Here is a 26817-nt window from a genome sequence, read left to right on the forward strand (position 1 = left end):
GCGCCGCGCCGGCAGGCCGCGGTATGCATCCGCTTCATCGGAGACTCTGTTCATGACCGAACCCTATATCGGCGAAATCCAGCTGTTCGGCTTCGACTACAACCCCTACGGCTGGGCGTTGTGCAATGGCGCCACACTGCCGATCGCGCAGAACACCACGCTGTACTCCCTGCTCGGCGTGGCCTATGGCGGCAACGGTAACAGCACCTTCCAGTTACCGAACTTTTCCGCACGCGCCGGTTGCCAGCAGGGCGCGGGGCCGGGCCTGACCCCGCACTCGCTGGGTAGCAACTTCGGCTCCGCGTCGGAAAGCCTGCTCAGCACGCAGATCCCGATGCACCAGCATGGCGTCAACATACTCTCGCAGCCGGACGTGACCAAGAAGACGGGCACGCCAGCCAACGGTGTGGCGCTGTCGTCGCTGAACGTCAACACCGAGCGCCCGTTCCTGGCGGTCGCGCCGGACAAGCAATTCTCCCCGACCATGCTGTTGCCTACCGGCAGCGGACAGGCGCACGAGAACCGCCAGCCCTATCTGGCCGTGAACTTCTGCATCGCGCTGCAGGGCGACTATCCGGCGTTCGACTGAGCGCTGCCGTCACCCGGGCGCGTTGCAGAGGCGGCGATGAAGATGCAGTTCGTAACGAGCGCTACCGCTAATCGGGGCGCGGTGGATCTTGCCCTGCGCCCCGAGCAGCCAGCCGACATCGCGTGGCTGCAGGCGCTTTATGCCAGCACCCGCAGCGACGAGCTGGCACCGGTACCGTGGCCGGAGGCGAGCAAACGTGCCTTTCTTCAGCAGCAATTTGCGCTGCAGCGCGCGCACTACCAGCAACATTTTGAAGGCGGCGACTTTCTGATCGTCCAGGCCAAGGATCTGCGTATCGGGCGCCTGTATCTGCACCGCGCTGCCGCGCAACATACGCTGGTGGATATCAGCCTGCTGCCGGACTGGCGCGGCCAGGGCATCGGCTCGCAACTGCTCGCCTACGCGCAGGCGGTGGCGCGCGAGGCCGGATGCGGATTGTCACTGCACGTGCTGCACGCAAACCCCGCCGCGCAACGACTGTATATCCGCCACGGTTTCGTCGCGGGTATGAGCAACCAGACGCATCTGCAGATGCACTGGCATTTTCCCGAGCACCGCGGTTGAACGCACTCAGTTGAAAACGGCCTGATACAGAAACCCGTCGCGCTCGCGCGCCACCGGCACCAGGAACACGCCGATCTCGCCCAGCCGCGTGTGTCGCAGCTGGTAGGTCTGCTGCGGAAACAGGAACGCCGAGCTGTTGCGGAACAGCAGCGAAAAGGGCGCCCGGTGGACGGCATGCGTGGTGGGCAGCGGCCGCGCCTCGACCAGCACGAATGGCACCTCGCCTTCGTTCAATGCGGCAGAGAACGTTTCATTGACGCTGCCTGCAAAGTGCTCCAGGGTCAGTAGATCCATTACGTACTCGTGGTCGGCCGGAACTCCGATCATCCACCTAGGGCATACCTGCCACAACACCCCTGCGCTCGCAGATTGCGTTGGGTCATGCATGAGACGGCTTGTTGCATGCATGCCGGCTGCAACGCGTCCGCTGCGATGCAGGCGTCATGCGATAATACTGGACGCACCGGTTCGGTTATGTTCAGCCGTGTGACGGCTACTCTATCGCGTTGGAATTCTGTTAAAGGCTTCGATGACGGCGTCCGCATCCCCTGTCGTGCAGTTGTCCGGTGTCCGCATCGATCGCGGCGGTCGTACGATCCTGCGCGACGTCTCGCTCGACGTGCCACGCGGCAGCATCACTGCCGTGCTCGGTCCGTCCGGCAGCGGCAAGTCCACCTTGCTGGCCGCGCTGACCGGCGAGCTGCGTCCGGTCGCCGGCACGGTCACCCTGTTCGGCAACGCGATCCCGCATGGCAACCGTGCATTGCTGGAGATGCGTCGCAATGTCGGCGTGCTGCTGCAGGGCAATGGCCTGCTGACCGACCTGAGCGTGGCCGACAACGTCGCGCTGCCGCTGCGTACGCATACGCGCCTGCCGGCGCCGGTGCTGCAGCGCCTGGTGCAGATGAAGCTGCATGCAGTGGGCCTGCTGGCCGCCGCCGATGCCTGGCCGCGCGAATTGTCCGGCGGCATGGCGCGGCGTGTGGCGCTGGCGCGCGCGCTGGCACTGGACCCGCCGCTGATGATCTACGACGAACCGCTGACCGGGCTGGACCCGATCGCCTCGGGCGTGATCATGAGCCTGATCCAGCGCCTCAACGACAGCCTTGGCCTGACCAGCATCATCGTCAGCCACCACGTGCACGAAACCCTGCCGATCAGCGACCAGGCCGTGGTCATCGCCAATGGCGGCATCGTGTTCGCCGGCACGCCGGAGCAGCTGCAGGACAGCACCGATCCGCTGGTGCAGCAATTCCTGCATGGCCAGCCGGATGGGCCGATCGCCTTCGATGCGGCGCCGCGGCGCGACCGGAGTGCCGCCTGATGGCCATGGTCGAGTCGATCCGCGCCTTCGGCCGCGCCGGGCTGTTTTCGCTGACCGTGCTGCGCGGCTCGGTACCCACGCGCGATTTCATCGCCGAGCTGGTGCGCGAGATCTACAAGGTCGGCGCGCGGTCGCTGCCGATCATCGCCGTCGGCGGCGCCTTCGTCGGCCTGGTGCTGACCCTGCAGGGCTACCGCACGCTGACCACCTACGGTGCGTCGGATGCGCTGTCCACGCTGCTGGGGCTGTCGCTGTACCGCGAACTGGCACCGGTGCTGACCGCGCTGCTGTTCATCGGCCGCGCCGGCAGCTCGATCGCGGCCGAGCTGGGCCTGATGCGCGCCACCGACCAGATCAAGGCGCTGGAGCTGATGGCCATCGATCCGGTCGCCAAGGCGGTGGCACCGCGCTTCTGGGCGGCGGTGCTGACGGTGCCGTTGCTGACCGGCGTGTTCTGCTCGCTGGCCATCACCGGCGGCTATTTCGAAGCCGTGCACGTGCTGGGCATCGACAACGGCACATTCTGGTCGGGGTTGAGCAACAGCGTGGACTTCTGGGACGACTTTGGCGTGGCCATGCTCAAGTCGGCGATCTTCGGCGGCACCGCCGCGTTGGTCGCCGCCTACGTGGGCTTCCACGCCGAACCGACCATCGAAGGCACCTCGATCGCCACCACCCGCGCGGTGGTGAACGCCTCGCTGCTGGTGCTGATGTTCAACTTCGTCCTTTCTGCAATGTTGTTTAGGTGAGTGGAATAACTATGGCCATGCGTGGACCACGACTCGAATTCGCCGTCGGCGCCTTTTTGCTGCTGACCCTGGCCTCACTGCTGGTGCTGGCGGTGGCCTCGACCAACCAGCGCTGGGGCTTCGGCTCCAGCCAGTACACGCTGACCGCGCGCTTCAGCCAGATCGGCCAGCTGCGTGCGCAGGCACCGGTGAAGATCGGCGGCGTGACCATCGGCAAGGTGTCCGACATCAGCCTGGATCCGACCAGGTTCGACTCGGTGGTGACCCTGTCGCTGGACAACAAGTACAAGGATCTGCCGGCCGACACCTCGGCCGGCATCTTCACCAGCGGCCTGCTGGGCGAGAGTTATATCGGGTTGCAGCCGGGCGGCGACCCGGAAACGCTCAAGCCGGGCGAAGAAATCGGCTTCACCCAGCCGGCGGTGGACCTGCTGCAGCTGGTCGGCAAGTACATGTTCAGTGGCGGCGGTGATAAATCCGCCGCAGAGGGTCAGGCCGCCCCGCCTGCCCAGCCCGCTTCTCCCTCTACGGAACCGCACCAATGAAAACCACCCTGCTCTCCGCTGTCCTGGCCTCGACCCTGCTGGTGTGCGCACCGGCCACCGTGCTGGCGCAGCCGGCTGCCGCCAGCGCGCCTGCGCAGGGCGCGGCCACCAAGACCGTCATCGACAGCAGCACCCGCATCCTGAGCACGCTGGACCAGCGCCGCGCCGAGTTCCGCAGCAACCCGGCCGCGCTGCGCCAGTACATCAATGGCGAATTGAACAAGGCCTTCGACCGCGACTACTCGGCCCGCCTGGTGCTGGGCGTCAACGGCCGTGGCGCCTCCGATGCGGACGTCAAGCTGTTTGCCGATGCGCTGGCCGACAACCTGATGCAGCGTTACGGCACCGCGTTGCTCAACTTCGAAGGCAAGCCGACCTTCCGCGCCAAGTCCGAGAGCGCGCTGCCGGGCAACCGCGGCGTCAAGGTGTCCACCGACCTGCTGCGCGCCGGCAACGACCCGACCCCGGTCGATTACATGATGCGTAACGTCGGTGGCCAGTGGAAGATCTTCGATGTGATGATCGAAGGCATCTCCTACGTGCAGACCTTCAAGACACAGTTCGACGCCCCGCTGCGCGAAAAGGGCATTGCCAAGGTCGCCGCAGAGCTGCGTAGCGGCAATCTGCAGGTCGGTCCGGCACCGGCCAATGGCAAGTAACGATTCCGTGCAACGCAATGGCCAGACGCTGGCACTGACCGGCGTGCTCGACCGCGACGCGGTCACGGCGGCCTGGCCGCAGGCGATTGCGCAACTGGACGGCATTCGCACGCTGGACCTGTCGGGTGTACAACGCCTGGACAGTGCCGGCGTTGCAATGCTGGCCGAACTGGCGGCGCGGCTACGCGCCACCGGTGCCGGTCCCGTCACGGTGGTGGGTGAGGCGTCCGGTCTGGACGAATTACGTGCCGCCTACCGTTTGTCCCCTACTTTCGATTTCCAGGCCTGAGCGCCACCCCATGACCCAGCTTCGCCCCCTTTCCCTGTTGGCCGCCTGCCTGCTGCTTGGTGCCTGCGCCAGCCACGCTCCGAAATCCGCGCCGCTTGCGTCCGCGGCCGAGACCGCCCCGGACGCGACCCCGGCGCCGGTACGCGACGACGCCGGTGTGACGGCGCAGCCGGCCACTGCCGGCTTTGCCGCCCCGGACGCCTTGCCGGCCACCGCCGCAGCCCCGGCCGACCAGACCGGCGCCGATGCCAGCGCCGGGACCGCCGGGACCGCAGGTGCCGCCACCTCGGCCGAGGACGACTACGCTGCGCTCTACGGCCCCACCACCCCGCAGGCCGGCGCCAACGGTGCATCGGGCCAGCCCGGTGATGCGCCGCCCTACGATCCGTGGGAGCGCTACAACCGCGGCATGCACCGCTTCAACCTGGCCGTGGACCGGGGCGTGGCGCGTCCGTTGGCCACCGGCTATACCAAGGTGGTGCCGCGTCCGGCACGCCTGGGCGTGACCAACTTCTTCGACAACCTCGGCACGCCGCTGACCATGGTCAACCAGCTGCTGCAGGGCCACCCGGTGTATGCGATGCAGTCGCTGGGCCGCTTCGTGATGAATTCCACGCTGGGCGTGGCCGGTCTGTTCGACCCGGCCTCCGCAGCCGGCATTCCGCGCCGCAGCGAGGACTTCGGTCAGACCCTGGGTGTATGGGGCTGGCGCAATTCGCGCTACTTCGAGTTGCCGCTGTTCGGCCCACGCACGGTGCGCGACACCTTCGGCCTGGGCGGCGACATTCCGCTCTCGCCGTTGCGCCAGGTCGACGACAGCGGCGCGCGCTTCGCCCTGCAGGGCCTGCAGCTGGTGGATACGCGCGCGCAACTGATGTCGCTGGATTCGCTGCGCGACCAGGCACCGGACGAGTACGCACTGACCCGCGATGCATGGATGCAGCGCCGCAACTACCAGATCGTGCGCGACCTGCGCAGCCATCGCCAGAAGGACAACGAGTTGCCCGACTACCTGCGCGAGGACAAGGACAGCACCGTGCCGGTGGATGCGATGCCGATCCCGCAGTGGATTCGTTGATCGATCTAGCGTGCGGTTTGGCGTCAATATGAAAGCCCGGGAGCGATCCCGGGCTTTTTATTTTCCGCCACCAGCATGCGAGGTGGCTAGGCTGCCTAGGCGCAGGCTTGCTTGGGGCAATCCAGATCGAAGGATCGAAGGTGCAGTTGCCAGGTCACTTGCCGGCGCGCAACTCCGGTTCGGGCCTGATCGACGGCGTGCGGTCGATATAGGTGAGATAGTGCTTCCATAGATCGTGCGCGCGCTGATCGTCGAGGTCGACGATGCAGCGCGCCACCTTGGCCGGCAGGACTGTCGCATCGTGCCAGCGCGTTTGCACATTGCCGCACTGAAGATCCCGGTACGTCGTCCACGCCGTCTGTGCGTTGTCGAAAGCGTCGGCGGCAATACCCAATGTGGAAACGGCCCGGTCGCGCGCGGTCGCCAGATAATCATCCAGACGTGCCTGCGCGATGCCGACTTGCTCGTTCCAGCAAGCGTTACTTTCCGGGGTTGTCTGCAGGTCGCGGCAAAGCTCCGCAGCGTGCAATGACGAACTGCCAGGCAGCATCAGGAGGACAAAGAGCAGACGCATCGACAGGGTCCTTGTTGAGTCACCTTCGCGATGCGTGCACCGACACGGTGGATGCAGCTTGCTGCGTCAGGCCACGCGTGCCACTGGCGCACACGCGTGGCGTCTCGTCCTGGTGGAGAGGAGCTTCAGGCAGCCGCTGCCAACGCTGCATCCACCGCCGCACGCAGGCGCGCATCGTCTGCCGGCACGTCGGGGGCGAAGCGGTCGATGACCTGGCCGTCGCGGCCGATCAGGAATTTTTCGAAGTTCCACAGCACGCCCGGTGCGGGGTTGGGTGCAATGCCGTAGCCGGCCAGTTTCTCGCGCATCGGGCCATCGCCGGTGGCCTGCGGCTGTGCGCTGGTCAACTGCTGATACAGCGGATGGATCTCGGCACCGGTGACGGCGATCTTGGAGAACATCGGAAAGGTCACGTCGTAGGTGAGCTGGCAGAACTGCGCGATCTCCGCCTCGCTGCCGGGCTCCTGCCCCTTGAAGTCGTTGGCCGGAAAGCCCAGCACTTCCAGTCCCTGTGCCTGCTTGTCGCGATACAGCGCTTCCAGGCTCTCGTACTGCGGGGTCAGTCCGCACTTGGAGGCGACGTTGACCACCAGCAGCACCTTGCCGCGATAGTAGGCCAGCGTGGCGGGCTCACCGTCGATGCGGGCAACCGGGATGTCGTAAAGCGTCTGGCTCATCGATACGTCCTGGACAGGTAGAGCCGAGAGCATAAACCGCCACGATGGCGCGAGCGAGACGGCTGGCTCATGGCGCTTGCAGTGATCTCCAGCGACGCGCACGGGCCAAGCGGCTGATCGACCCGTGCAGGCGCTTCACCACGTTCTAAGACGTCAATCGATGCACAACGCGGCCTGGCCCAAGCCGCCGATCACTTCCTGGCGGCAACCGAAGCGGTCGCTGTCGCGCTGGCAGGTGCCGGATGTCGCGGTGCCGGTCGGCACGATGCTGGTGGCCAGGCAATCACCGCTGCAGTCGGAACTGTCGCTGCAGGTCTTGCCGGCATCGGCATACGGCACCACGCAACGCACCGTCTGCATGCGGCCGACAGGACGCAGTTGCCCGCCCTTAGCCGTGCATTCGGCAGCGTCGGCGGAACCGGCGTGCGGTGGCTGCGGCGTACCCGCCGCAGCGCCCGGCCTGGTCGCCGGAGGCGTGCTGCATGCGGTCAGCAGCAGCGCGCAGACCACTGCATGGATCCATCGGGTTGCCATGTTGACACTCTCGTCTTGCATCAGGTGGCTGCAAGCATCGCGGTGGCGATGTCTGCGTGGCGTGCTCGCTATCGGCAAGAAGCCATGCCGGAGACCTGCGTTTTGTAGGAGCGGCCCTGGCCGCGATGGGGCGTTATCGGCAATGCCTGGTCGCGCCCGGGTGCGCTCCTACGTCGTGGCTTGTTGCGTCGCCTTGGGCGGCGGATCATTCCTGCTCGTCGTTGCTGTCGTCGTCGCTGCTGCTGGCGGTGTCGTCGCTGCCGGCATCGTCCAGCAGCGCCTGGGAGTGTTCGCTGGCCAGGGTTTCCACGCCGCGCAGGCGGCGTTCGATGGTGCGGGTCTTGCGGCTGGCTTCGCCCAGGCTCTTGCCGACCGTGCTGATCTGCCGCTCGGCCTTTTCGAGGATGCCGGCGAACTTGCCGAACTCGCTCTTCACCGCGCCCAGCACCTGCCAGACCTCGCTGGAGCGCTTTTCGATCGCCAGCGTGCGGAAGCCCATCTGCAGGCTGTTGAGCAGGGCGGTGAAGGTGGTCGGGCCGGCCAGCACCACGCGATGTTCGCGCTGCAGCAGGTCGACCAGGCCGGCGCGACGGATCACTTCGGCGTACAGGCCTTCGGTGGGCAGGAACATCACCGCGAAGTCGGTGGTCTGCGGCGGGCAGACGTACTTGTCGCTGATCGACTTGGCCTGGATGCGGATGGCGCGTTCCAGCTGCGCCGTCGACGTCTTGATCGCGTCGAGGTCGCCCTTTTCCTGCGCGTCGATCAGGCGTTCGTAATCCTCGCGCGGGAACTTGGCATCGACCGGCAGCCACACCACCGTGTCGTCGCCACGGCCCGGCAGGCGAATCGCGAAATCCACCGCCTCGGCGCTGTCGGGCCTGACCCGCACGCTGCGCGCGTACTGCTCCATCGTCAGCGTCTGTTCGAGGATGTTCTCCAGCTGCACTTCGCCCCAGCCGCCGCGGTCCTTGACGTTGCTCAGCACACGCTTGAGATCGCCCACGCCGGTAGCCAGCTGCTGCATCTCGCCCAGGCCGCGCTGCACCTGTTCCAGGCGTTCGGAGACGAGCTTGAAGGAGGCATCCAGCCGCGTGTTGAGCGTGGTCTGCAGTTTTTCATCGACGGTGGCGCGCATCAGTTCGAGCTTGCTGGCGTTGTCGTTCTGCAGGTTGGCCAGCTGTTGTTCCAGCGTGGCGCGCATTTCGCCGATGCGCAGTTCGTTGCGCTGGGTGAGTTCGGTCAGGCGTTGGCCCAGGGCCTCGGTGAAGCGCTGCTGCGACTCGCCGGCCTCCTGCCGGCCCTTGCGGGCATCGTCGGCCAGCGCTTCGCGCAGGGCGGCCATATGGGTGTCGGTGCGCGCGATCAGCTCGGTCAGCTGCTGGCCGAACACCTGGATGCGGGTTTCCTGCTGCTGGCCGAAGCCGTCGAGCTGGGTGCGCAATTCGGTCAGCCGCAGGGTGAGCAGTTCGCCGGTGCGTTGTTGCGCCAGGGCGCTTTCTTCGCGCGCCTTGCGTGCGTCTTCGCCGAGTGCATCGCGCAACAGGTCCAGGCGCTGGTCGGTGCGCGTGGACAGTTCGGTGAGATTGCGTGCGAAGGTTTCCAGGCGGCCGTCCTGCTGCCGCGCCAGGCCTTCGAGCTGCTCGCGCAATTCGCCGCGGCCGTCGCGTTGCTCGGCACGCAGCGCCAGCTCCAGGCCGCTGGTGGAAGGACGTCGCAGCAGGGCGATCAGCTGCAACACGAGGACTACGACAAGCAGTCCGAGAAGGATCAGGGATTGGGATGACATGCGCGCAGTGTAGCCGGGCCGGTCGCAGGGGCTGCGCCAGTGCGATGCCGGTTGGGCGGCCGGTGCTCAGTGCGCGGGCGCCTGGGACGTTGCGCCTGCGGCAATGCGCATCAAGCGACTCCGACGCGGCTGACGGCGTGGCGAGCCGGGCCAGAGCTGCGCAGTCGCAACGTCGCCGCGGTCAGAACCCTTCCAACACCAGCTTGCCGCGGGTGCGATGCGATTCCAGTGCGGCGTGGGCGCGGCGCAGGTTGTCGACGGTGATGCGGCCGTAGTGCTCGCCCAGCGTGCTGCGCAGCGTGCCGCTGTCCACCAGCGCGGCGACGCGGTTGAGCAGGTGGTGCTGGGCAATCATGTCGTCGGTGTCGAACAGCGAGCGGGTGAACATGAATTCCCAGTGCAGCGACGCGCTCTTGCGCTTGAGCGGCAGCACATCGAGCGTGGCCGGGTCGTCGATCAGGGCCAACTGGCCCTGCGGTGCGAGCACCTCGACCAGCTGGGCGAAGTGCTGGTCGGTATGGGTCAGGCTGGCGACATGCTCGACCTGGGCGATGCCGATGCGCTGCAGGCTCTCGCTCAGCGGCTGGGTGTGGTCGATGACATGGTGGGCACCGAGCGCATACACCCAGTCCTGCGTCTGCGGGCGCGAGGCGGTGCCGATCACGGTCAGCTTGGTCAACGTGCGCGCCAGCTGCACCAGGATCGAGCCGACGCCCCCGGCGGCGCCGACCACCAGCAGGGTCTGGCCCTGCCCGCCGTCTTCGGCGATGCGCAGGCGGTCGAACAGCAGCTCCCAGGCGGTGATCGCGGTCAGCGGCAACGCGGCGGCCGAGGCGTCATCGAGCGTGGCCGGCTTGCGCCCGACCAGGCGTTCGTCCACCAGGTGGTATTCGGCATTGGTGCCCGGGCGGTTCAAGGTGCCGGCGTAGTACACCGCATCGCCGGGCTGGAACAGGCTGACCGCGCTGCCCACCGCATCGACCACGCCGCTGGCATCCCAGCCGAGCACGCGCGGTGCGTCGACCGCGGCGTTGGCGCGCACCTTGGTGTCGACCGGATTGACCGAGATGGCATGGATACGCACGCGCAGGTCGCGCGGGCCGGGCTCGGGCAGCGGCAGGTCGAGCGCGACCAGCGCGCGCGCGTCGTCGATGGGCAGACCGTGCTGGGGATAGGCGATGGCTTTCAAGGCGGACGTCCTGCGGGGAGGGAACTGCATGGTCGGCCGCCGGCATTGCGAGAAAAACCGGCAAACTGCGCAAGCACTTTCACAGCTGGAGTGAAGATGGTCCGCTTCGACGACTTGGCGCTGTTCGTGCGCACGGCGGCACTGGGCAGTTTTTCCAATGCCGCGCGCGAGGCCGACCTGCTGCCCGGCCAGGTCAGCGCGGCAGTGGCGCGGCTGGAGCGGGCCCTGGACCTGCGCCTGTTTGCGCGCTCCACGCGCAGCCTGCGGCTGACCGCCGAGGGAGAGCAGTACCTGCCCTACGCACGCCAGGTGCTGGAGCTGCTGCGCGATGGGCGCGAGCAGGTGCGCGGGCACGACACCGAACTGCAGGGCGTGCTGCAGGTAACCGCCCCGTCGGACCTGGGCCGCAATGTGCTGCTGCCGTGGCTGACCGAGTTCCGCGCCGCGCATCCGCGCCTGCGCCTGCGCCTGCATCTGTCCGACCAGGTGGCGGACCTGTACCGCGCGCCGGTGGATGTGGCGTTCCGGCTGGGTCGTATCGACGATGCGGAGCATGTGGCGCTGCCACTGGCGCCGCACAACCGGCGGGTGCTGGTCGCCGCGCCGTCCTATCTGCAACGGCACGGACAACCGGCCACGCTGGACGCGCTGCGCGAGCACGCCTGCCTGCTGTATCTGCTGGCCGGGCGCGCCTACGACCGCTGGCAGTTCGAGCTGGAGGGCCGCCGCCACATCGTGCCGGTGCGTGGCGCGATGCTGTGCGATGACGCCGATATCGTGCGGCGCTGGGCAGTGGCAGGCGAAGGCATCGCCTATAAATCCTGGCTGGATGTCTGCACCGACGTGCAGGCCGGGCGTTTGCAGGTGCTGTTCCCGGAGTGCGGCGACCGCCTGCCTCTGCACCTGGTGTGCCCGCATCGCAAGCAGTTTTCGCCAGCGGTGCGGCAGCTGCACGCGCTGTTTGCGCAACGCTGCCAGGCGATGACGGCGCTGTACCCGCTGGCGTCCGATGCGCGTTGACCTGCTGCGCCGGAACAGGGGCGGGATGGATGCACGCGCGCCGCGGCAAGGTCTGCGCGACTGCCGCGCGCGTTGAGGTGCCCGTCACTGCGCAGCTTCTAGCCTGCCTGCATGACAGCCCGCCGCTTCCCGTCGATGCAGTGCTACGGCAATCGCCAGGGCCACTCCGGAGTGGTGGCCTATGCGGTGGCAGACGATGCAATCGCGGTGCGCTTTCGCAGTGGCGAGACCTATGTGTACACCGCCGCCAGTGCCGGCGCCGACGTGGTCGCGACCATGCAGCGCCTGGCCAAGGCAGGGCGCGGCTTGAGCACGTATATCAGCCAGAGCGTGCGCGACGCTTACGCGGGCAAGCTGACGGTGTAGGCAAGCGGCAATGGGACAGGTTGCACGCGTCGATCTGCATGGCTGCACGAATGTACACATGCCCATTGCAGCATCCGCTCCGTTGTACGCAGACGCGGCAGCCGTGCTGCTGCAATGATGCATCGACGCACGCGCGAGACGCAGAGCAGTCACTGGCGTAGTCGTCTGCACGCACTCACCACCTCCATCCCCGGGCACATATGCTGGACATCTACGGAAAGCCGACATCGATCAACGTGCGCAAGGTGCTGTGGCTGTGCGAGGAACTGGCGCTGGACTACACGCTGCACGCGTATGGCAGCGGGTTTGCATCGCTGGACACGGAGGCCTTTCGCGCGCTCAACCCCAACGCACTGGTGCCGGTGATCCGCGATGGCGATCTGGTGCTGTGGGAGTCGAACACGATCTGCCGGTATCTGGCCGCGCGTGCAGGACGCGCCGACCTGTTGCCGACGGCGCCCGCTGCCCGTGCGCTGGTCGAGCAATGGATGGATTGGCAGGCCACCGAACTCAACAACGCCTGGCGTTACGCGTTCATGGCCAGCGTGCGCGGCAGCGCGGCACATGCCGATCCACAGGCGATTGCGGCGAGCGTGCGCGAGTGGAACCGGCACATGGCCATCCTCGAGGCACAGCTGCAACGCGGCGGCCCGTTCGTGCTCGGAGCCGACTTCACCCTGGCCGATATCGTGTTGGGCTTATCCACGCAGCGCTGGCTTGCCAGCCCGATCGCGCGGCCGGCGTTGCCGGCGGTGGCGGCGTATCACGCCTGCCTGAAGACGCGTGCCGGCTTTCGACGTCATGGCTGCAATGCGCCGTAGACTACGCCTGCGCAAAAGCGAGCCAGACAGTGCGGCGATGCTGGATTTGCATGCGGATCGCATCGCATTGACCTCAACGTGACCTGCGCATCGCTAGGGTGAGGCTTCGTTCCTGCCAGGCCACCCGATGACCACCGCCACCAACCAAACCCGTCTGTTCGCGCTGGGCCTGTTCGTTTTTCTGGGCAGCTTTGCCGCGATCGTCTGGTACCTGATGCGGCCGTACGGCACGGCGTATTTCTTCCCGGTGCATTTTCTGATCGGCGCCGCGTTGCCGTTTTTGTTCTATGCCATTGGTGGAACACGGCTGTGGTTCTGGATCGGCATCGGGGTCACCGCACTGGTGCTGTTGTGGTTCAACTTCTGGGGGCATGACGCCAATGGCGCGGCGCCACGGGTACTCGATTGGACCCATTTCGCCGCCGGTGCGGTCGGCCTGATCGGCGCGTGGGCGGTGCAGTTGGTCTATCGCAATGTGCGCCCACCGCACCGCCCGTCTGTGGAGTGAGCGGGGATTTGGGATTGGGGATTCGCAAAAGCGGGATCGCGGGTGGCGGTCGCTTGGCCGGGGACCGGCGGGTGTGGCGCGCTGACAGCTGATACGGTACGCGTGCGCGGCCATGCTGGCGCCGACGCATGACCTTGGACCGATAGCTTTGCTGCGGCGCGTTGGGCGACACTCGCGCCTTCTTTTGTTCCCGCGAGGTCCGCATGTCGTCTTGGCTCAGGCGCAAACCCATCGATCAGGTCACCGTGCACGAGGCCGGCCGGCAGCTGGTCCGCAGCCTGAGTTGGCCGCATCTGGTCGCGCTGGGCATCGGCGCGATCGTCGGCACCGGCATCTATACGTTGATCGGCGTGGGCGCGGACAAGGCCGGCCCGGCGGTGCTGCTGTCGTTCGTGGCGGCCGGCATCGTGTGCGCCTGTGCGGCGCTGGCGTATGCGGAGATGGCCACGATGATGCCGGCTGCCGGCAGCGCCTACACCTACAGCTACACCGCGCTCGGCGAGAGCATCGCCTGGGTGGTGGGCTGGAGCCTGGTGCTGGAATACTCGCTGGTGGTGAGCACGGTGGCGGTGGGCTGGTCGGGCTATTTCGTCGGCTTCCTGCAGTGGTTGGGGGTCAACCTGCCGCATGCCCTGGTGGCCGGGCCGCATGCCGGCGGCATCGTCAACCTGCCGGCGGTGGTGATCACCTTCCTGGTCGCCGGCATGCTGATGGCCGGCACCAAGGAAAGCGCCACGCTCAACGCGGTGCTGGTGGTGCTGAAGATCGTGGCGCTGGGCGTGTTCGTGGCCATTGCGTTGCCGGCGTTCGACAGCGCCAACCTGCAGCCGTTCATGCCGTATGGCTTTCCCAAGACCGAAGGTGCCGATGGCGTGGAGCGCGGGGTGATGGCCGCGGCGGCGATCATCTTCTTCGCGTTCTATGGCTTCGATGCGATCTCCACCGCGGCCGAAGAAACCAAGAACCCGGGGCGCGATCTGTCGATCGGCATCGTCGGCTCGATGATCGGCTGCACGCTGATCTATGTGCTGGTGGCGTTGTCGGCGGTGGGCGCGATGAGCTTCACCGTGTTCGGCAAGAGCCCGGAGCCGTTGGCGCTGATCATGCGCGAACTCGGCCACGGCAAGGCGGCGCTGGTCATCGGTGCGGTGGCGATCATCGCGCTGCCGACGGTGTTGCTGGCGTTCCTGTATGGGCAGAGCCGCATCTTCTTCGTGATGTCGCGCGATGGCCTGTTGCCGCGCGGCCTGTCCAAGGTCAATGCCCGCACCGGCACGCCGGTGGCGATCACCCTGTTCACGGCGGTGCTGGTGGCGGCGTTGGCCGGCGTGGCGCGCCTGGATGAAATTGCCGCATTGGCCAATGCCGGGACCCTGGCGGCGTTCACTGCGGTGGCGGCGTGCCTGCTGGTGCTGCGCGTGCGCGAGCCCACGCGTGCGCGCTCCTTCCGGACGCCGCTGGCATGGGTGGTGGGTCCGGTGGCGATCCTGGGCTGCCTGTATCTGTTCTGGAGTCTGCCAAGCACGACGCAGGGGTGGTTCCTGGCCTGGAACGCGCTGGGTGTGGTGGTGTATGTGGCCTATGGCCGGCGCAATAGCCGGTTGGCGAAGGTGGGATAGTTCCTCCTCCCGTCGGGAGTGTGCCCTTCTCCCAGCGGGAGAAGGGGCTCGCAGTACGGATGAGGGGCGCCTCGGACACCCGGCAGGTGCCAGCGATGACGAACGCGTCGCCACGCGCCTTTAAGAATGAATCAACACAGGCGAGCTGTGCCCTTGCTTTCAGGCTGGGCGCCGGCCCGCGCTCGCGATACCGGCGCTTGAATCACGGTGCCGCCGCAGGCGTGGCGCAGAACGAGGCAGGCAATGCCTCTGGTTGCGTGCCCCAGCCCTGGGTCGGCGCCTGCTTGCTTAGTGCAAACGACAGCGTGCCGCCCTGCTGCAGCTGGGCCCAGTCCAGGAACACCTGCCGCTGCGGTTGCCCGTTGAAACGCACGCTGTCCACGTATTGCAGCGCGCGGCCGTCGGCGCCGGGGGCGTCGATACGCAGGCGCTTGCCGTTGCCCAGCGCCAGCGTGACCCGCTTGAAGCGCGGGGCATGCAGCAGGAACTGCCCGCTGCCCGGCACCGCCGGATACAGGCCCAGCGCACTGAACAGGTACCAGGCCGACATCGTGCCGAGGTCGTCGTTGCCGGTGACGCCATTGGGCGCGTTGGTGAACAGCTGCTGGGCGGCGCGCACCACGGTGGCGGTCTTCCACGGCTGGCCGATCAACGTGTACATCCACGGGGCGTGCAGGTCCGGTTCGTTGTTGGGGTTGTAGCGGTACTGGTTGTAGTAGCTGTACGGGCCGACCACCCAGTGCGTGCGCGCGGCGTTGAGCGGGTCCTTGAGCAGGTCGTCGTAGGCGAAGAACGCATCCAGGCGTTTGCCGGCCTGCTCGCTGCCATGCATGGCCTGCAGCATGCCGGGGATGTCCTGCTGCACCAGCCACTGGTATTGCCAGGCGGTGCCTTCGTGGAAGCCATGCTGCGAGCGTGGGCTGTAGTGATCGTCCGAGGGGGCATACCAGCTGCCGTCTTCCAGCCGCGGGCGCGGAAAGCCGCTGAAGCCGGTGTCGGCATCGCGCACGCCGGCGTCCCAGACGTTGTGCCAGTTGCCGCCGCGTCTGCGTAGCAGCGCGCTGTCGTCGATGTGGCCGAGCGCCTGCGCCATCTGCGCCAGCGCGCAGTCGGCCAGCGCGTATTCCAGCGTGGCCGAGCCGCCGTGGTGCGGGTCCACGTCCATGCCCTTGGAGGGGAAGGCACGGTCGTATTGCACGTAGCCGTTGGCCAGGTAGCTGGCGTTGCCCGAGCGCCCGGCGTGGCGCGAATTGATGGGCGGCTGGCCGAAGGCGTTCTGGCGCAGCGCGGCGTAGGCCTCGGTTTCACTGCCCTGCAGCGCGCCGAAGCGCCACAGGTCGACCATGAAGGGCGTCACCGGGTCGCCGGTCATGATGTTGGTGTCGTAATTGGCGTACCCCCAGCGCGGCAGCCAGCCGCCTTGCTGGTGGATGGCCAGCAGCGAGCGACCGATGTCGCGCGCGCGCGCCGGCTGCAGCAAGGCCAGCAGCTGGTTCTGCGAGCGATAGGTGTCCCACAGCGAGAAGTACTCGTAGTAGGTCCAGCCCTCGGCACGGTGGATCGCATCGTCGAAGCCGCGATAGCGGCCATCGGCATCGCTGCCGGTCAGCGGCTGCAGCAGCGCGTGATAAAGCGCGGTGTAGGCCACCGTGCGATCGTCGGCGCTGGCGCCGGCCAGCTGCATGCCGGCCAGTTCCGTGCGCCAGGCCTGTTGCGCGCGCTGGCGCATCTGCTCCAGGCCCAGCAGCTTGCCGCCCTGCATGCCGTCGGCGCGCAGGTTGTTGCGCGCGCCGTCGGCGTCCACATGCGAGATGGCGCTGACCACGGTCACTGCGCGCGCGGTCTTGTTCTTGCCCAGCGGGAAGCTGAGCCAGGCGCCGTTGGGCTTGAGTTCGCCGCCCATGCCGTGGCGCGCGCCGGGCACGCCGCCGTCTTCGCCCCAGACACCGTGCGCGGTAAACGGGCGGTCGAATTCCAGCCGGAACCAGGTGGTGTATTCGTGGCCGCCGCAGAAGCTCTGCGTGGTGAGTTTGCCTTCGACCACGCGGTCGCCGACCACCTGCAGCTGGCTGCCGATCACCACGTGGCGGTCGTTGGCCTGGCCGAGGTTGACCAGCACATGGCCGGTGTCGGCGCCGGGCGCGAAGCTGTAGCGCTCGGCGGCGGCGCGGGTAAGCGCGGTGGCTTCGGCGTCGATGCCGCCGTAGTCGGTCAGCCGCACCTTGTAGTAGCCGGCCTGGCCCACCTCGCCGTCATGGGTGTAGCGGGCGGCGTAGCGCTTCTGGTCGAAGGCCTTGGCGTCGCCGGTGTCGAAGTCGCCGCCCGGGCCGATGCGGCCGGTGACCGGCAGCACCGAGACCTGGCCGCCCTGCTCCCAGCAGCCGGCCCCGGACAGGAACGAATGGCCGAAGCCGCGGATGCTGGGGTCGTCATAGCGCCAGCCGGCGTAGTGCGCACCGATCGGGCTGACCTGGACCAGGCCGAACGGGGCCGAGGCACCGGGGAAGGTATTGCCGTCGTCCTTGCTGCCGATGAAGGTGTTGACCTGCGCCGGGTCCTGCGCGGCCAGCGGCGCGGACACCGCCATGCCGAGCAGGCATAGGCCGGCGGCGGCGCGGCGCCAGAACGGCGCCGGAGCGCCCTGCGAAACGGAACGATCGGACCAGACTGCGGAGAGCATGCAAGACACCTCGGAGGAGAGGGCGACCGAAGCCGCAGGTGGGGATCCATGCCGATCGCTGCACCACGCAGCGATCGACGCACAACGACCGCGTTCAAACGGCGACCGGCAGCGCGATTTCGCGCCCGCCCTGGATTGTTTGGATCGATCTAAATTCGATGCGGCCATGGGCCATGTGTCGGCAAAGATTAAGCATTCTCGACCGCTTGCTGCACACCGCGGCGCAGCAAAGTGTGCGGGTGCTGGCAGTTTTGCGGATGTTTTAGACGTTTTGAGGCGATCTGTTGCGCGCTGTCAGGTACTGCCATTCTGAAGCGTGTCATAGGCACTGACGGATGAGTTGGCTTGGGATTGATTCGTCTGCGCTGCGTGCGGTTGGTTGAAGGTGGCGCTCTTGGGCGTGTTGCGCGTCGGGGGCCGAACCCTCACCCCAACCCCCGCTCCGCGCCCCGGCCCGCGCTAGCAGCGCGGGCGCTCCCAGGCACGCGCGCCAGTGGCGCGCAAGCTGTGCCTTATCGCCCCGGGGGGAGAGGGATTTGGTCCACGGGGCTTGATGGCCCATAAAAAAAGCCCGGTCAGTGACCGGGCCTGGCGACGCTGGCGTGGCGGCGGGAGGGGCCGACGCGCCGGTGACGCAGTTGCTTCAGATCCAGCGCATGCCCTCGAACGGGTTCCAGCTGGTGCTGCCCTTCACCTTGTCCAGGTAGTAGGCGTAGTTGGCGATCATGCCGGTCAACAACGACAGCGGCAGCCACAGCACGTTCTGAAACGCGGCCGGCAGGAACGAGGCCACAATGCTCACCACGACGCTGATGCCGATCAGGCTCAACGCCTTGCGCCACAGGCCGATGATGAAGAAATAGATGACGCCGAAGAAGAAGGCATAGAAGTTCATGCCGACCTTGACCTTCTCGCCAAAGCTCAGGGTCTTCAGTGCGTTCTTGTAACTGGGGTCTTTGGGGCCACCGTGACGGTCGAAGAAATCGAAACGGAACTGCCACTTGGGACTGAGCTGGGTGCGATCGAAGGTATCCATTCCAAACCATGTAGTTGAAAACGATTACATGATAGGCGATCGCGTATTCATCGGCACGTTCTTCGGCACCGGTCGGACGCGGAGGGTCAGCCGCCGATCAGCTTCGGCCGTGGCCGCTTGCAGGCCGCAGCGCGCGTTACTCGCGCTGGTCGCTGCCACCGGTGCCGCGGCGCGCCCGGCGCAGCGCGTACAGCGAACGGTCGGCGCGATCGACCACTGCCGCCAGCGCCTCGCCGTCGTGGCGCAGGGCGGTGCCCAGGGTGAACTGGATCGGGGCGTCGTCGGTGGCGGCCACGTAGTCGCGCGCCAATGCCGCCAGCTGCGACTGGGTGGGTTGATGCAGCAGCACCAGGAACTCGTCGCCGCCCAGGCGGACCAGACGGTCCTGGGTGCGCAGCGGCTGGTTGAGGAACCAGGCCATCTGCACCAGCACCTCGTCGCCGCGCTGGTGGCCATGGGTGTCGTTGACCAGCTTGAACTTGTCCAGATCCACCACGATGCAGCCCCAGCGCACGCTGGGGTCGCGCTTGTCCAGTTCGTCCAGGAAGCGGCGGTTGTAGCAGTTGGTGAGCGGGTCGGTGAACGACCATTCCAGCAGCTGCTTCTCCTGCTGGTACTGGTTGGTGATGTCCTGGGCGTGCGCCAGCACGACGGTGGCGTCGGCCTCCACGTCCAGCACGTTGCGGTATTGCCAGTGGCGCAGGCTGCCATCGCTGGCGACCAGCTCGATCACGCCGGCGTCCTGGCCGTCGAGCACCATCCGCGACAGATAGCCCTGGAAGGCGGCGTGCAGCTCGGGGCGGATGAATTCCAGCAACGAGCGCCCTTCCATGTCGTCCACGCTGCGGCCCAGCGAGCGCGCCGCGGCCGGATTGATGCTGATCAGCCGGCCATCCATCTCGTGGGTGCAGATCAGGCCCAGGCTGTACTGGAACATGTTGCGGAACTTGCGCTCGCTGGCAGCCAGCGCATCCACTGCGCGATGGCGGTCGGTGACGTCCTGGATCGCGCCGATCAGGCGGATGCGCCCATCCACATGCTCCATCGAACCGGTGCTGTGCACCCACAGCCGCCGGCCGGTGGCGCTGACCAGCGGCAGTTCCAGGTCCCAGGGCGTGCCGTCGCGCACGCAGCTGTCCACCGCCTCGGTGATCACCGCGCGCGCATCCAGCGGATAGAAGCCGATCCCCTCGGCCAGGGTCGGCCGGTAGCCGGGCGGCAGATCGTGCAGCCGGCAGGTCTGGTCCGACCAGGTCAGCACGCCGCTGGCCACATCCACCTCCCAGCCGCCGACACCGGCGACCCGGCCGGTGCGTTCCAGAAACGCTTCGCTCTCGCGCAGGCGTTGCTGCAGCTGTGCGTTGGCAGCTTCGCGCTCCAGCATCAGCCGGCGCTGCTCCAGCCCTTCGGCGGCGACCCTGGCCAGCTGCTGCAAGGCGGCCAGTTGCGCCGGCTCCAGCGCGCGCGGGCGCTGGTCGATCACGCACACCGTGCCCATGCGCAAACCGTCGGACAAGACGATCGGCGCGCCGGCGTAATAACGGATCCCCGGCGCATCGGTGACCAGCGTGTTGTCGCAAAAGCGTGGATCGGCCGGCGCATTGCGTACTTCCATCACCGCATCGTCCTCGATGGCGTGGGTGCAGAACGCGAGCTCGCGTGGGGTTTCACTGGCGCCGGGCAGGCCGATATTGGCCTTCCACCATTGACGATGCTCGTCCACCAACGACACCAGCGCGATCGGCGTGCCGGCAATCGCCTGCGCGGCGGCGGCCAACGCATCGAAGAACGGCTCGGCATCGGTATCGACGATCTGCAACAGCGCCAGACGCGACAGCCGATCGGTTTCGCGGGAAGTGGATGACGCGACGGTGTCGCAGTGGCTCAACGGAATGCTCGCTTGTTCCCCTGACAATCCGCTCAGTCTAGCGGACCGGGCATACCTGCCTGACGCTGGTTTCGTGCGCCGCGACACAGGATGGGGTGTGCGCCGGCGCTGCGGCCTGCCCGGCGGCACCGGCGCCCTAGGCGGCGGGGTCGGCGCCGCTGGAGGCGCTGGTGTCGTCCATCTGCAGGGCCAGGTACAGGCGCACGCAGTCGTCGGTGTTGCCCAGGTCCATGCCGCAGAGTCCTGCGATGCGCTGCATGCGGTAATCCAGCGTATTGCGGTGGATGGCCAGTGCCTTGGCGGTGGGCGCCATGCGCATGCCGGCGCCGAACCAGACCGACAAGGTCTTCAACAGGTCGCCGCGCCGGTCCTGTGCCAGCAGTGCCTGCAGCGGCTTGCGCAATTCGTCGGCCTGCCAGGCCCGGCGCAGGTCGTCCACCAGCACCGGCAGGCGATGGTCGTCGTAGAAGAACGCGTCGGCCTGCGGCGCGCGCGCCTTGCCGATGCGCATGGTGGTGCGCGCGATCTGGTGCGACAGCGCCAGCCCGTTGGGCTGCGGGAAGTACTGCCCCAGCGCGAGGCGGATGCGCAGCGGGCTGCTGGCACGCATGCGCTCGAGCAAGGTATGCGCGCGACGGCGTTGTTCGCCCACGTCCCAGTGGCCGCGGCGGTCCAGCGCGGGCTTGAGCACCACCAGTTCGTTGAGCGCGGTGGCGGCGATCAGGTTGCCGCGCTCGGGCGTGGCCAGCAGCGTGTGCAGGCGCTGCAGTTCCACCAGCATGGCGTCCAGGTCGAGGGTGTCGCTTTCCACTTCGATCACGGCCGCTACGCGCGGCAGGTCCAGCGCGATGCCGAGCCGTTCGGCCCAGCCGGCCAGTGCCGGGGTCGGTCCGTCGGCGCGGATCAGGCCGAGCGTGACTTCCTCGCGCAGGCGCGCATCGCGGGCCAGCAGGCGCAGCAGGCCGGCCTGTTCCAGCATCGCTTCGGCCGCCATGCGCACCAGTTCGGCCTGTTGCCCGATCCGCTGCGGCTCGCCGGTCAGCCCGACGCAGCCGACGATGCGGCCATCGGCGATCAGCGGCAGGTTGACGCCCGGGCGCACCGCGTCCAGCTGCCGGGCCAGCGCCGCATCGATCTCCACCCGGCCCTGCCTGGACAGCACCAGCAGCGCGCCTTCGTGCAGCTGGCCGAGGCGGGCCGGCTCGCCGCTGGCGATGATGACGCCGGTGTGGTCCATCACATTGACGTTGCCGTCGATGATGGTCATCGCGCGGTCGACGATGGACTGCGCCAGGGTGCGGTCGAGCGTGAGCATGGGCTGGGGTCTGTTGACGGGGTGAGGGAGGCTGCGGTGCCATGGTCGGCATGCACGTCGCCAAGCATGAGGCCAAGGCGCGCAGATGAGCGCGCGTCGCGGCCATGCTGCGGTTGCGCGGCGTCCGGGCCGTGAACCGGGCACGCCACCGGCACGCTGCGCTCATCCGCCTGCACGGCAGTGCGCGTCCGAGGCTGCAGGCAACGACGTGGTTACCTTGTCCTTTCGGCCGACGCGCCGCGCTGCGTGGGCCATGCCCTCATGCGGCAGCCATGCAACGCACGCCGCTCTGCAGCAGCAGGATCCGTGCGAGGCAGCTGCGTGCGGCCATCACTGCAGGTCAGCGCCCCCCGACGTACGCGCCATCGTCTGCCCCACCTGCAATGTCGCCGCCACGTTGCGTGCGGCGATGCGCACGTTGCTGGCGGCTTCGGCCAGCGCCTGCTCCACCGTGCAGGCGCGGTGCACCACCGCAAACATCGCAGCGATGCCGTGCCCATGCAGCCGCGCGGCGCCGTTGCCCAGGCAACCGGCGATGGCGATCACCGGCTTGCCGTGCCGCTGCGCCACCCGCGCCACGCCCACCGGCGTCTTGCCGTGCAGGCTCTGGCTGTCCAGGCGGCCTTCGCCGGTGATGACCAGATCGGCCTGGGCGACCAGCGCATCCAGCCCCAGCGCCTGCGCCACGATGTCCACGCCGGGCCGCAACTGCGCGCCCAGGTACGCCACCAGCGCCGCGCCCAGGCCGCCGGCCGCACCGCCGCCGGGCAGGTCGTGCAGGCGCACGCCCAGGTCGCGTTGCAGCACATCGGCATAGCGCTGCAGGTTGCTGTCGAGCTGGCGCACCATGCTGGGCGTGGCGCCCTTCTGCGGGCCGAACACCGCCGAGGCACCGGTCGGGCCGATCAGTGGGTTGTCCACATCGCAGGCCACTTCGAAGTGGCAGTCCTGCAGGCGAACGTCCAGGCCGTCGGTCTCGATGCGGGCCAGCGCCGCCAGCGCGCCGCCGCCGGGGCCGATCGCCTCGCCGCGCGCATCCAGCAACCGCACGCCCAGGGCCTGCGCCAGGCCTGCGCCGCCGTCGTTGGTGGCACTGCCGCCGATGCCGATGATGAAGCGCCGCGCGCCGGCATCCAGCGCGGCCAGGATCAACTCGCCCACGCCTGCAGTGCTGGTGCGCAGCGGCGCGCGCTCGGCCGGCGGCACCAGCGCCAGGCCGCTGGCGGCGGCCATTTCGATCACTGCGGTGCGGCCGTCGCCGGTCAGGCCGAAGAACGCCTGCACCGGGGTGCCGAGCGGGCCGCTGACCGTGCAGGCGATCACCCGCCCGCCGGTGGCCGCCACCAGGGCGTCGACCGTGCCTTCGCCGCCATCGGCAACCGGCACCTTGCGGTACTGCCAGTCGGGGAACACCTCGCGGAAGCCGGCCTCGATCTGGGTGGCCACCTCCAGCGCGGACAGGCTTTCCTTGTAGGAATCGGGGGCGATGACGATCTTCATGGGCACACTCGCTGGGACGGACGCATCACTGGTTCACCGCGCGTGCCGGCACCCGCAGCACCAGCGCCGCGCCCAGCAGCATGGCCCCGGCCAGCACGTACAGCGCCAGCTCGGTGCTGTGGGTGGCGTCCTTGATCCAGCCCACCAGGTACGGGCTGACGAAGCCGGCGACCTGGCCGGTGGAGTTGATCAGCGCCAGCCCGCCGGCCGCCGCGGCGGCGGTGAGAAAGCCGTTGGTCAGCGGCCAGAACAGCGGCAAGCCGCTGACCGCGCCCATCGTGGCCAGGGTCATGCCGAACAGGGCCAGCGCCAGGTTGTCGGTGACGCTGGCGGCGATGCACAGCCCCGCCGCGCCCATCAGCAACGGGATCACCAGGTGCCAGCGGCGCTCGCCGCGGCGGTCGGCCGAGCGGCCCATCAGCACCATGAACACCGCTGCGGCCAGGTACGGGATGGCGCTCATCAGGCCGATCCGGGTCGGGTCGGTGACACCGCTGCCCTGGATGATCGACGGCAGCCAGAAGTTGATCGCATACACCCCGCTCTGGATGCAGAAGTACACCGTGCCCAGCAGCCACACCGCCGGGTTGCGCAGCACCGCGCCCAGCGAGGTGGAGGCGCCGGCCGGCTTGCCTGCTTCGTCGGCGGCCAGCGCGCGGGTCAGAGCCTGCTTCTCCTGCGGGTCCAGCCAGCGCGCCTGCTGCACGCCATCGCTGAGCAGGAACCACACCCCGATACCCAGCAGCACCGTGGGCAGGCCCTGCAGCAGGAACATCCATTGCCAGCCGGCCAGACCGCCCTGCCCGGCCGAGAAATGGCTGAGGATCCAGCCCGACAACGGCCCGCCCAGCACCCCGGAGATCGGAATGGCCGACATGAAGACGGTCATGACCCGGCCGTGCTGGGCGCGCGGGAACCAGCGCGTCAGGTACAGCACGATGCCGGGGAAGAAGCCGGCCTCGGCCGCGCCGGTGAGCAGGCGCAGGGTGTAGAAGCCGGCCGGCGTGCGCACGAACATCAGGCAGGTCGACAACAGGCCCCAGCTGACCATCATGATCGCCACCCAGCGGCGCGCCCCGATGCGCTGCAGGATCAGGTTGCTCGGCACCCCGCAGGCCAGGTAGCCGATGAAGAAGATGCCCGCGCCCAATCCATACACGGTCTCGCTCATGCCCAGGTCGCCCAGCATCTGCAGCTTGGCGAAGCCGACATTGACCCGGTCCAGGTAATTGAACAGGTAGCAGACGAACAGGAACGGGATCAGCCGCCACAGGATCCTGCGGTAGGTCGGGCCCAGGCCGTCGGAGGGCGGCAGAGGCCGGGAGGCTTGGGTCATCGCACGCTCCAGCAGTGGGTAAGCCCACCGGTGCGCGGTGCGTTGGCACCGACGCCACACAGGGGTCGGCGCATTCTAGTTGGTGCTTTTTCCCGGAAGCATCGTCAGCCTGCTGCCTGTCCATGGCAGATCGGCGCTAGTTTTTGTGCAAATGCCCAGCTTCCCCAGGAGGCACGCGAGCCATACGCCGGTTTTGGAGCGCACGCACGACGGACCGCCTCGGTTTTGCGAATCCCGACTCCCGACTCCCCAATCCCGGCACCAATTGCTCTAACGATTCCCCACTCCCGATTCCCCATTTCCCGCCGCATACGCCTGCGCCTGCCCCATCACCCGCAGCAGGTTGCCACCCCAGATGCCGGCGATCTGCGGCTCGGTGTAGCCCTTGCGCAGCAGCCAGGCGGTGATGCGCGGCAGGTCGGAGACGTCTTCCAGGCCGACCACGCCACCGCCGCCGTCCCAGTCCATGCCGATGCCCACGTGCTCGGGCCCGACCACCTTGAGCACATGCTCCAGATGGGCGAAGAAATCCTCCTCGGTGGCGCGCTTGATCGGGTAGCGCGCATCCAGGTCCTTGAGCGCGGCGCTCAGGGCGGTGCCGTCGGCGATCTTGATGTGCTCCCAGCCGCCGTATTGCTCGGTCAGCGCCTTCTCGGCGGCCTTGCGCTCGGGGCTGGCGCCGCTGTCGACCAGGTAGCCGCCATAGGAATTCACCTGAATCACCCCGCCGTGTGCGGCCAGCACCTTCAGCCGCGCGTCGTCGATATTGCGCGGATGGTCGAACACCGCACGCGCGCCGCTGTGCGAGAGCACGATCGGCACCGGCGACAGCGCGATCAATTGGTCGAACACCGCATCGGAGGCATGCGATTGATCGATCACGATGCCCAATGCCTGCGCCTGCTGCACCAGCTGCTTGCCGGCCGGACTCAGGCCCTTCCACTCCGGGCCCTTGGGATCGGTGGCCGAGTCGGCGAATTCGTTGTTGAGAAAATGCACGGTGCTCATCAGGCGCAGGCCTTGCGCGTAATAGAACCGCAGCAGCGTGGGGTCGGCCACCAACGGGCTGGCATTTTCCATGCTGATGTACACCACGCGCTTGCCAGCGGCCTTGATGCGCGCGGCATCGGCCGGCGTGGTGGCGAAGGCGAAGCGCTGCGGTTGCGCGGCCAGCAGCGTGTGGATCTTCAACAACCGCTGCAGGCCGGCATCGCGATCGTCCAGGTGCGCGGCCGCACTGCGATTGCCCTGCCCGGTGTAGACCGCCCAGAAGCCGCCGTCCAGTGCGCCTTCGACCATGCGCGGGTAATCCACCTGCGACAGCCGGTTGCCGGCGTGCGCCTGCAGGACGTCGAAGTCGGGGCGCTCCAGATTGGCCGGCGTGTCCAGATGCGAATCCAGCGTGACCAGCCGCTGTTGCAGCGCGGTGGCGCGCGCCAGTTCGGCCTTGGAAAACTCCAGCGCGTGGCTGGGTGCGGCCACGGCCAGACTCAGCACGATGGCGGTGCACAGGCGATGCAGGGTCATGGCAGCTCGCAGAAGTTGGGGGTGTATCGATCATAGCCGCGCTTGCCTCAGCCGCTGCACGATCAGGAGGTTCGCCTGCGTGGTCCGGGGCGTCGCCGCCGACCACGCCCCGGCGCTCACTTGCGTTCGAAGAACTCGTGATAGGCCTTGGATTTGCCTTCCGGCGACTTGCCCACCCCATTGCGGATCAGCGTCTTGCCATCTGCAGAGAACGTCCAGAACTCGCCGACGATCACGTCGTCGTCCTTCATCTTGAGGATCTGGTAGGTGTCGGCGCCGGTCTTGCTCACCGCGATCTGGTTGAAGCGCGCCTGCTCGTTGAGCGGGCTGGGTTTGCCGTCCAGCGTGGTGACGTAATCGACCTTGTACGGCGTGTCCGGGCGGGTGGTGTTGATGGAGTGGTATTCGATGCGGTTGTCGGAGAACTGCACGTTGATGGTCAGCCGCATGCCCTTGGGAAATTTGCCGTCGCTCCAGTTGGATTTGGATTCCACCAGGGTCCAGGCGCCGTCGTGCGGATCGGCCGCCGATGCGGCGAACGTGGCAGTCAACGCCGAGACGGCGAACAAGGCGGCGGTCAGAAAGGTGTGCATGGGCGGTGTCCTTGGATGCTGGGATAGTGGGCGGTGCTGTCGGGTAGC

Annotated in this window: 27 protein-coding genes; 13 read left to right on the plus strand and 14 right to left on the minus strand. The window is 67.6% G+C overall.

What is annotated here, in order from left to right; all coding sequences use genetic code 11:
* The first annotated feature begins 52 nt into the window (after window positions 1–52).
* Both H7A86_RS20290 and H7A86_RS20295 read left to right on the plus strand, forming a co-directional pair.
* Window positions 53–589 (plus strand): phage tail protein, encoded by a 537-nt coding sequence (locus tag H7A86_RS20290; RefSeq protein WP_119132642.1) that lies wholly within the window; start codon window positions 53–55, stop codon window positions 587–589.
* A 36-nt stretch (window positions 590–625) separates the two neighbouring features.
* Window positions 626–1153 carry a GNAT family N-acetyltransferase gene (locus H7A86_RS20295; protein ID WP_115678194.1) on the plus strand — a complete coding sequence of 176 codons (528 nt, stop codon included), beginning with the start codon at window positions 626–628 and terminating at the stop codon, window positions 1151–1153.
* Between the two features lie 6 nt (window positions 1154–1159).
* Here the strand turns inward: H7A86_RS20295 and H7A86_RS20300 are convergent, their stop codons facing one another.
* On the minus strand, window positions 1160–1447 hold the full coding sequence (locus H7A86_RS20300; RefSeq protein WP_104586190.1) for a DUF6916 family protein: 288 nt from the start codon (window positions 1445–1447) through the stop codon (window positions 1160–1162).
* A 235-nt stretch (window positions 1448–1682) separates the two neighbouring features.
* Between H7A86_RS20300 and H7A86_RS20305 the strand changes: the two genes are divergently transcribed.
* The 6 genes from H7A86_RS20305 to H7A86_RS20330 are packed head-to-tail and all read left to right on the plus strand — an operon-like array spanning window position 1683 to window position 5797.
* Window positions 1683–2477, plus strand: a complete 795-nt coding sequence (locus H7A86_RS20305; protein WP_024940544.1) for an ABC transporter ATP-binding protein — start codon at window positions 1683–1685, stop codon at window positions 2475–2477.
* Window positions 2477–3226 (plus strand): MlaE family lipid ABC transporter permease subunit, encoded by a 750-nt coding sequence (locus tag H7A86_RS20310; protein ID WP_104535395.1) that lies wholly within the window; start codon window positions 2477–2479, stop codon window positions 3224–3226. Before H7A86_RS20305 ends, H7A86_RS20310 begins: the two co-directional genes overlap by 1 nt.
* An 11-nt stretch (window positions 3227–3237) precedes the next feature.
* A complete protein-coding gene (mlaD, locus tag H7A86_RS20315) occupies window positions 3238–3771 on the plus strand; it encodes an outer membrane lipid asymmetry maintenance protein MlaD (RefSeq protein WP_104586196.1) in 534 nt (177 codons plus the stop codon).
* The gene (locus H7A86_RS20320; protein ID WP_104586194.1) at window positions 3768–4430 is read left to right on the plus strand and encodes an MlaC/ttg2D family ABC transporter substrate-binding protein; all 663 of its coding nucleotides are present in this window, start codon (window positions 3768–3770) and stop codon (window positions 4428–4430) included. Before mlaD ends, H7A86_RS20320 begins: the two co-directional genes overlap by 4 nt.
* A complete protein-coding gene (locus H7A86_RS20325; protein ID WP_104650361.1) occupies window positions 4420–4719 on the plus strand; it encodes an STAS domain-containing protein in 300 nt (99 codons plus the stop codon). Before H7A86_RS20320 ends, H7A86_RS20325 begins: the two co-directional genes overlap by 11 nt.
* A 10-nt stretch (window positions 4720–4729) precedes the next feature.
* Window positions 4730–5797 (plus strand): MlaA family lipoprotein, encoded by a 1068-nt coding sequence (locus H7A86_RS20330; RefSeq protein WP_119132643.1) that lies wholly within the window; start codon window positions 4730–4732, stop codon window positions 5795–5797.
* A gap of 154 nt (window positions 5798–5951) precedes the next feature.
* On the opposite strand, the gene H7A86_RS20335 is transcribed toward H7A86_RS20330, so the two are convergent.
* From H7A86_RS20335 to H7A86_RS20355, 5 genes are all read right to left on the minus strand, one after another.
* The gene (locus H7A86_RS20335; RefSeq protein WP_104585875.1) at window positions 5952–6371 is read right to left on the minus strand and encodes a lysozyme inhibitor LprI family protein; all 420 of its coding nucleotides are present in this window, start codon (window positions 6369–6371) and stop codon (window positions 5952–5954) included.
* A gap of 125 nt (window positions 6372–6496) precedes the next feature.
* The gene (locus H7A86_RS20340) at window positions 6497–7048 is read right to left on the minus strand and encodes a glutathione peroxidase (RefSeq protein ID WP_119132644.1); all 552 of its coding nucleotides are present in this window, start codon (window positions 7046–7048) and stop codon (window positions 6497–6499) included.
* A 153-nt stretch (window positions 7049–7201) separates the two neighbouring features.
* Entirely contained in the window at window positions 7202–7606 is a 405-nt protein-coding gene (locus H7A86_RS20345; RefSeq protein WP_180708182.1) for a hypothetical protein, read from the minus strand.
* Between the two features lie 181 nt (window positions 7607–7787).
* Window positions 7788–9371: a DNA recombination protein RmuC gene (locus H7A86_RS20350; protein ID WP_119132645.1), complete on the minus strand. Its 1584-nt coding sequence runs from the start codon at window positions 9369–9371 to the stop codon at window positions 7788–7790.
* A gap of 181 nt (window positions 9372–9552) precedes the next feature.
* On the minus strand, window positions 9553–10560 hold the full coding sequence (locus H7A86_RS20355) for a zinc-binding alcohol dehydrogenase family protein (RefSeq protein WP_119132646.1): 1008 nt from the start codon (window positions 10558–10560) through the stop codon (window positions 9553–9555).
* A 96-nt stretch (window positions 10561–10656) separates the two neighbouring features.
* Between H7A86_RS20355 and H7A86_RS20360 the strand changes: the two genes are divergently transcribed.
* From H7A86_RS20360 to H7A86_RS20380, 5 genes are all read left to right on the plus strand, one after another.
* Window positions 10657–11580 carry a LysR family transcriptional regulator gene (locus tag H7A86_RS20360; protein WP_104650398.1) on the plus strand — a complete coding sequence of 308 codons (924 nt, stop codon included), beginning with the start codon at window positions 10657–10659 and terminating at the stop codon, window positions 11578–11580.
* Window positions 11581–11715: 135 nt separating this feature from the next.
* Window positions 11716–11946, plus strand: coding sequence for a hypothetical protein (locus H7A86_RS20365; protein ID WP_104585887.1), 231 nt, complete (start codon window positions 11716–11718; stop codon window positions 11944–11946).
* Window positions 11947–12146: 200 nt separating this feature from the next.
* Window positions 12147–12767, plus strand: a complete 621-nt coding sequence (locus H7A86_RS20370; RefSeq protein ID WP_119132647.1) for a glutathione S-transferase family protein — start codon at window positions 12147–12149, stop codon at window positions 12765–12767.
* Between the two features lie 127 nt (window positions 12768–12894).
* Window positions 12895–13275, plus strand: coding sequence for a hypothetical protein (locus H7A86_RS20375; protein WP_104585894.1), 381 nt, complete (start codon window positions 12895–12897; stop codon window positions 13273–13275).
* A 203-nt stretch (window positions 13276–13478) separates the two neighbouring features.
* On the plus strand, window positions 13479–14894 hold the full coding sequence (locus H7A86_RS20380; RefSeq protein WP_104650369.1) for an amino acid permease: 1416 nt from the start codon (window positions 13479–13481) through the stop codon (window positions 14892–14894).
* A gap of 202 nt (window positions 14895–15096) precedes the next feature.
* Here the strand turns inward: H7A86_RS20380 and H7A86_RS20385 are convergent, their stop codons facing one another.
* The 8 genes from H7A86_RS20385 to H7A86_RS20420 form a co-directional block, all read right to left on the minus strand.
* A complete protein-coding gene (locus H7A86_RS20385; protein WP_119132648.1) occupies window positions 15097–17574 on the minus strand; it encodes a GH92 family glycosyl hydrolase in 2478 nt (825 codons plus the stop codon).
* 643 nt (window positions 17575–18217) lie between these two features.
* The gene (locus H7A86_RS20390; RefSeq protein ID WP_016902101.1) at window positions 18218–18610 is read right to left on the minus strand and encodes a DUF2628 domain-containing protein; all 393 of its coding nucleotides are present in this window, start codon (window positions 18608–18610) and stop codon (window positions 18218–18220) included.
* Window positions 18611–18746: 136 nt separating this feature from the next.
* Window positions 18747–20498, minus strand: a complete 1752-nt coding sequence (locus H7A86_RS20395; protein WP_119132649.1) for a sensor domain-containing diguanylate cyclase — start codon at window positions 20496–20498, stop codon at window positions 18747–18749.
* A 136-nt stretch (window positions 20499–20634) separates the two neighbouring features.
* The gene (locus H7A86_RS20400; protein WP_119132650.1) at window positions 20635–21813 is read right to left on the minus strand and encodes a sugar diacid recognition domain-containing protein; all 1179 of its coding nucleotides are present in this window, start codon (window positions 21811–21813) and stop codon (window positions 20635–20637) included.
* 330 nt (window positions 21814–22143) lie between these two features.
* The gene (locus H7A86_RS20405; RefSeq protein WP_119132651.1) at window positions 22144–23313 is read right to left on the minus strand and encodes a glycerate kinase; all 1170 of its coding nucleotides are present in this window, start codon (window positions 23311–23313) and stop codon (window positions 22144–22146) included.
* A gap of 25 nt (window positions 23314–23338) precedes the next feature.
* The gene (locus tag H7A86_RS20410; protein WP_166767564.1) at window positions 23339–24649 is read right to left on the minus strand and encodes an MFS transporter; all 1311 of its coding nucleotides are present in this window, start codon (window positions 24647–24649) and stop codon (window positions 23339–23341) included.
* 270 nt (window positions 24650–24919) lie between these two features.
* Window positions 24920–26176, minus strand: coding sequence for a dipeptidase (locus H7A86_RS20415; protein WP_119132653.1), 1257 nt, complete (start codon window positions 26174–26176; stop codon window positions 24920–24922).
* Window positions 26177–26292: 116 nt separating this feature from the next.
* Window positions 26293–26769: a hypothetical protein gene (locus H7A86_RS20420; RefSeq protein WP_119132654.1), complete on the minus strand. Its 477-nt coding sequence runs from the start codon at window positions 26767–26769 to the stop codon at window positions 26293–26295.
* Window positions 26770–26817: the final 48 nt, after the last annotated feature.

The organism is Xanthomonas euroxanthea, assembly GCF_903989455.1.
In the GTDB taxonomy this organism is placed as follows: domain Bacteria; phylum Pseudomonadota; class Gammaproteobacteria; order Xanthomonadales; family Xanthomonadaceae; genus Xanthomonas; species Xanthomonas euroxanthea.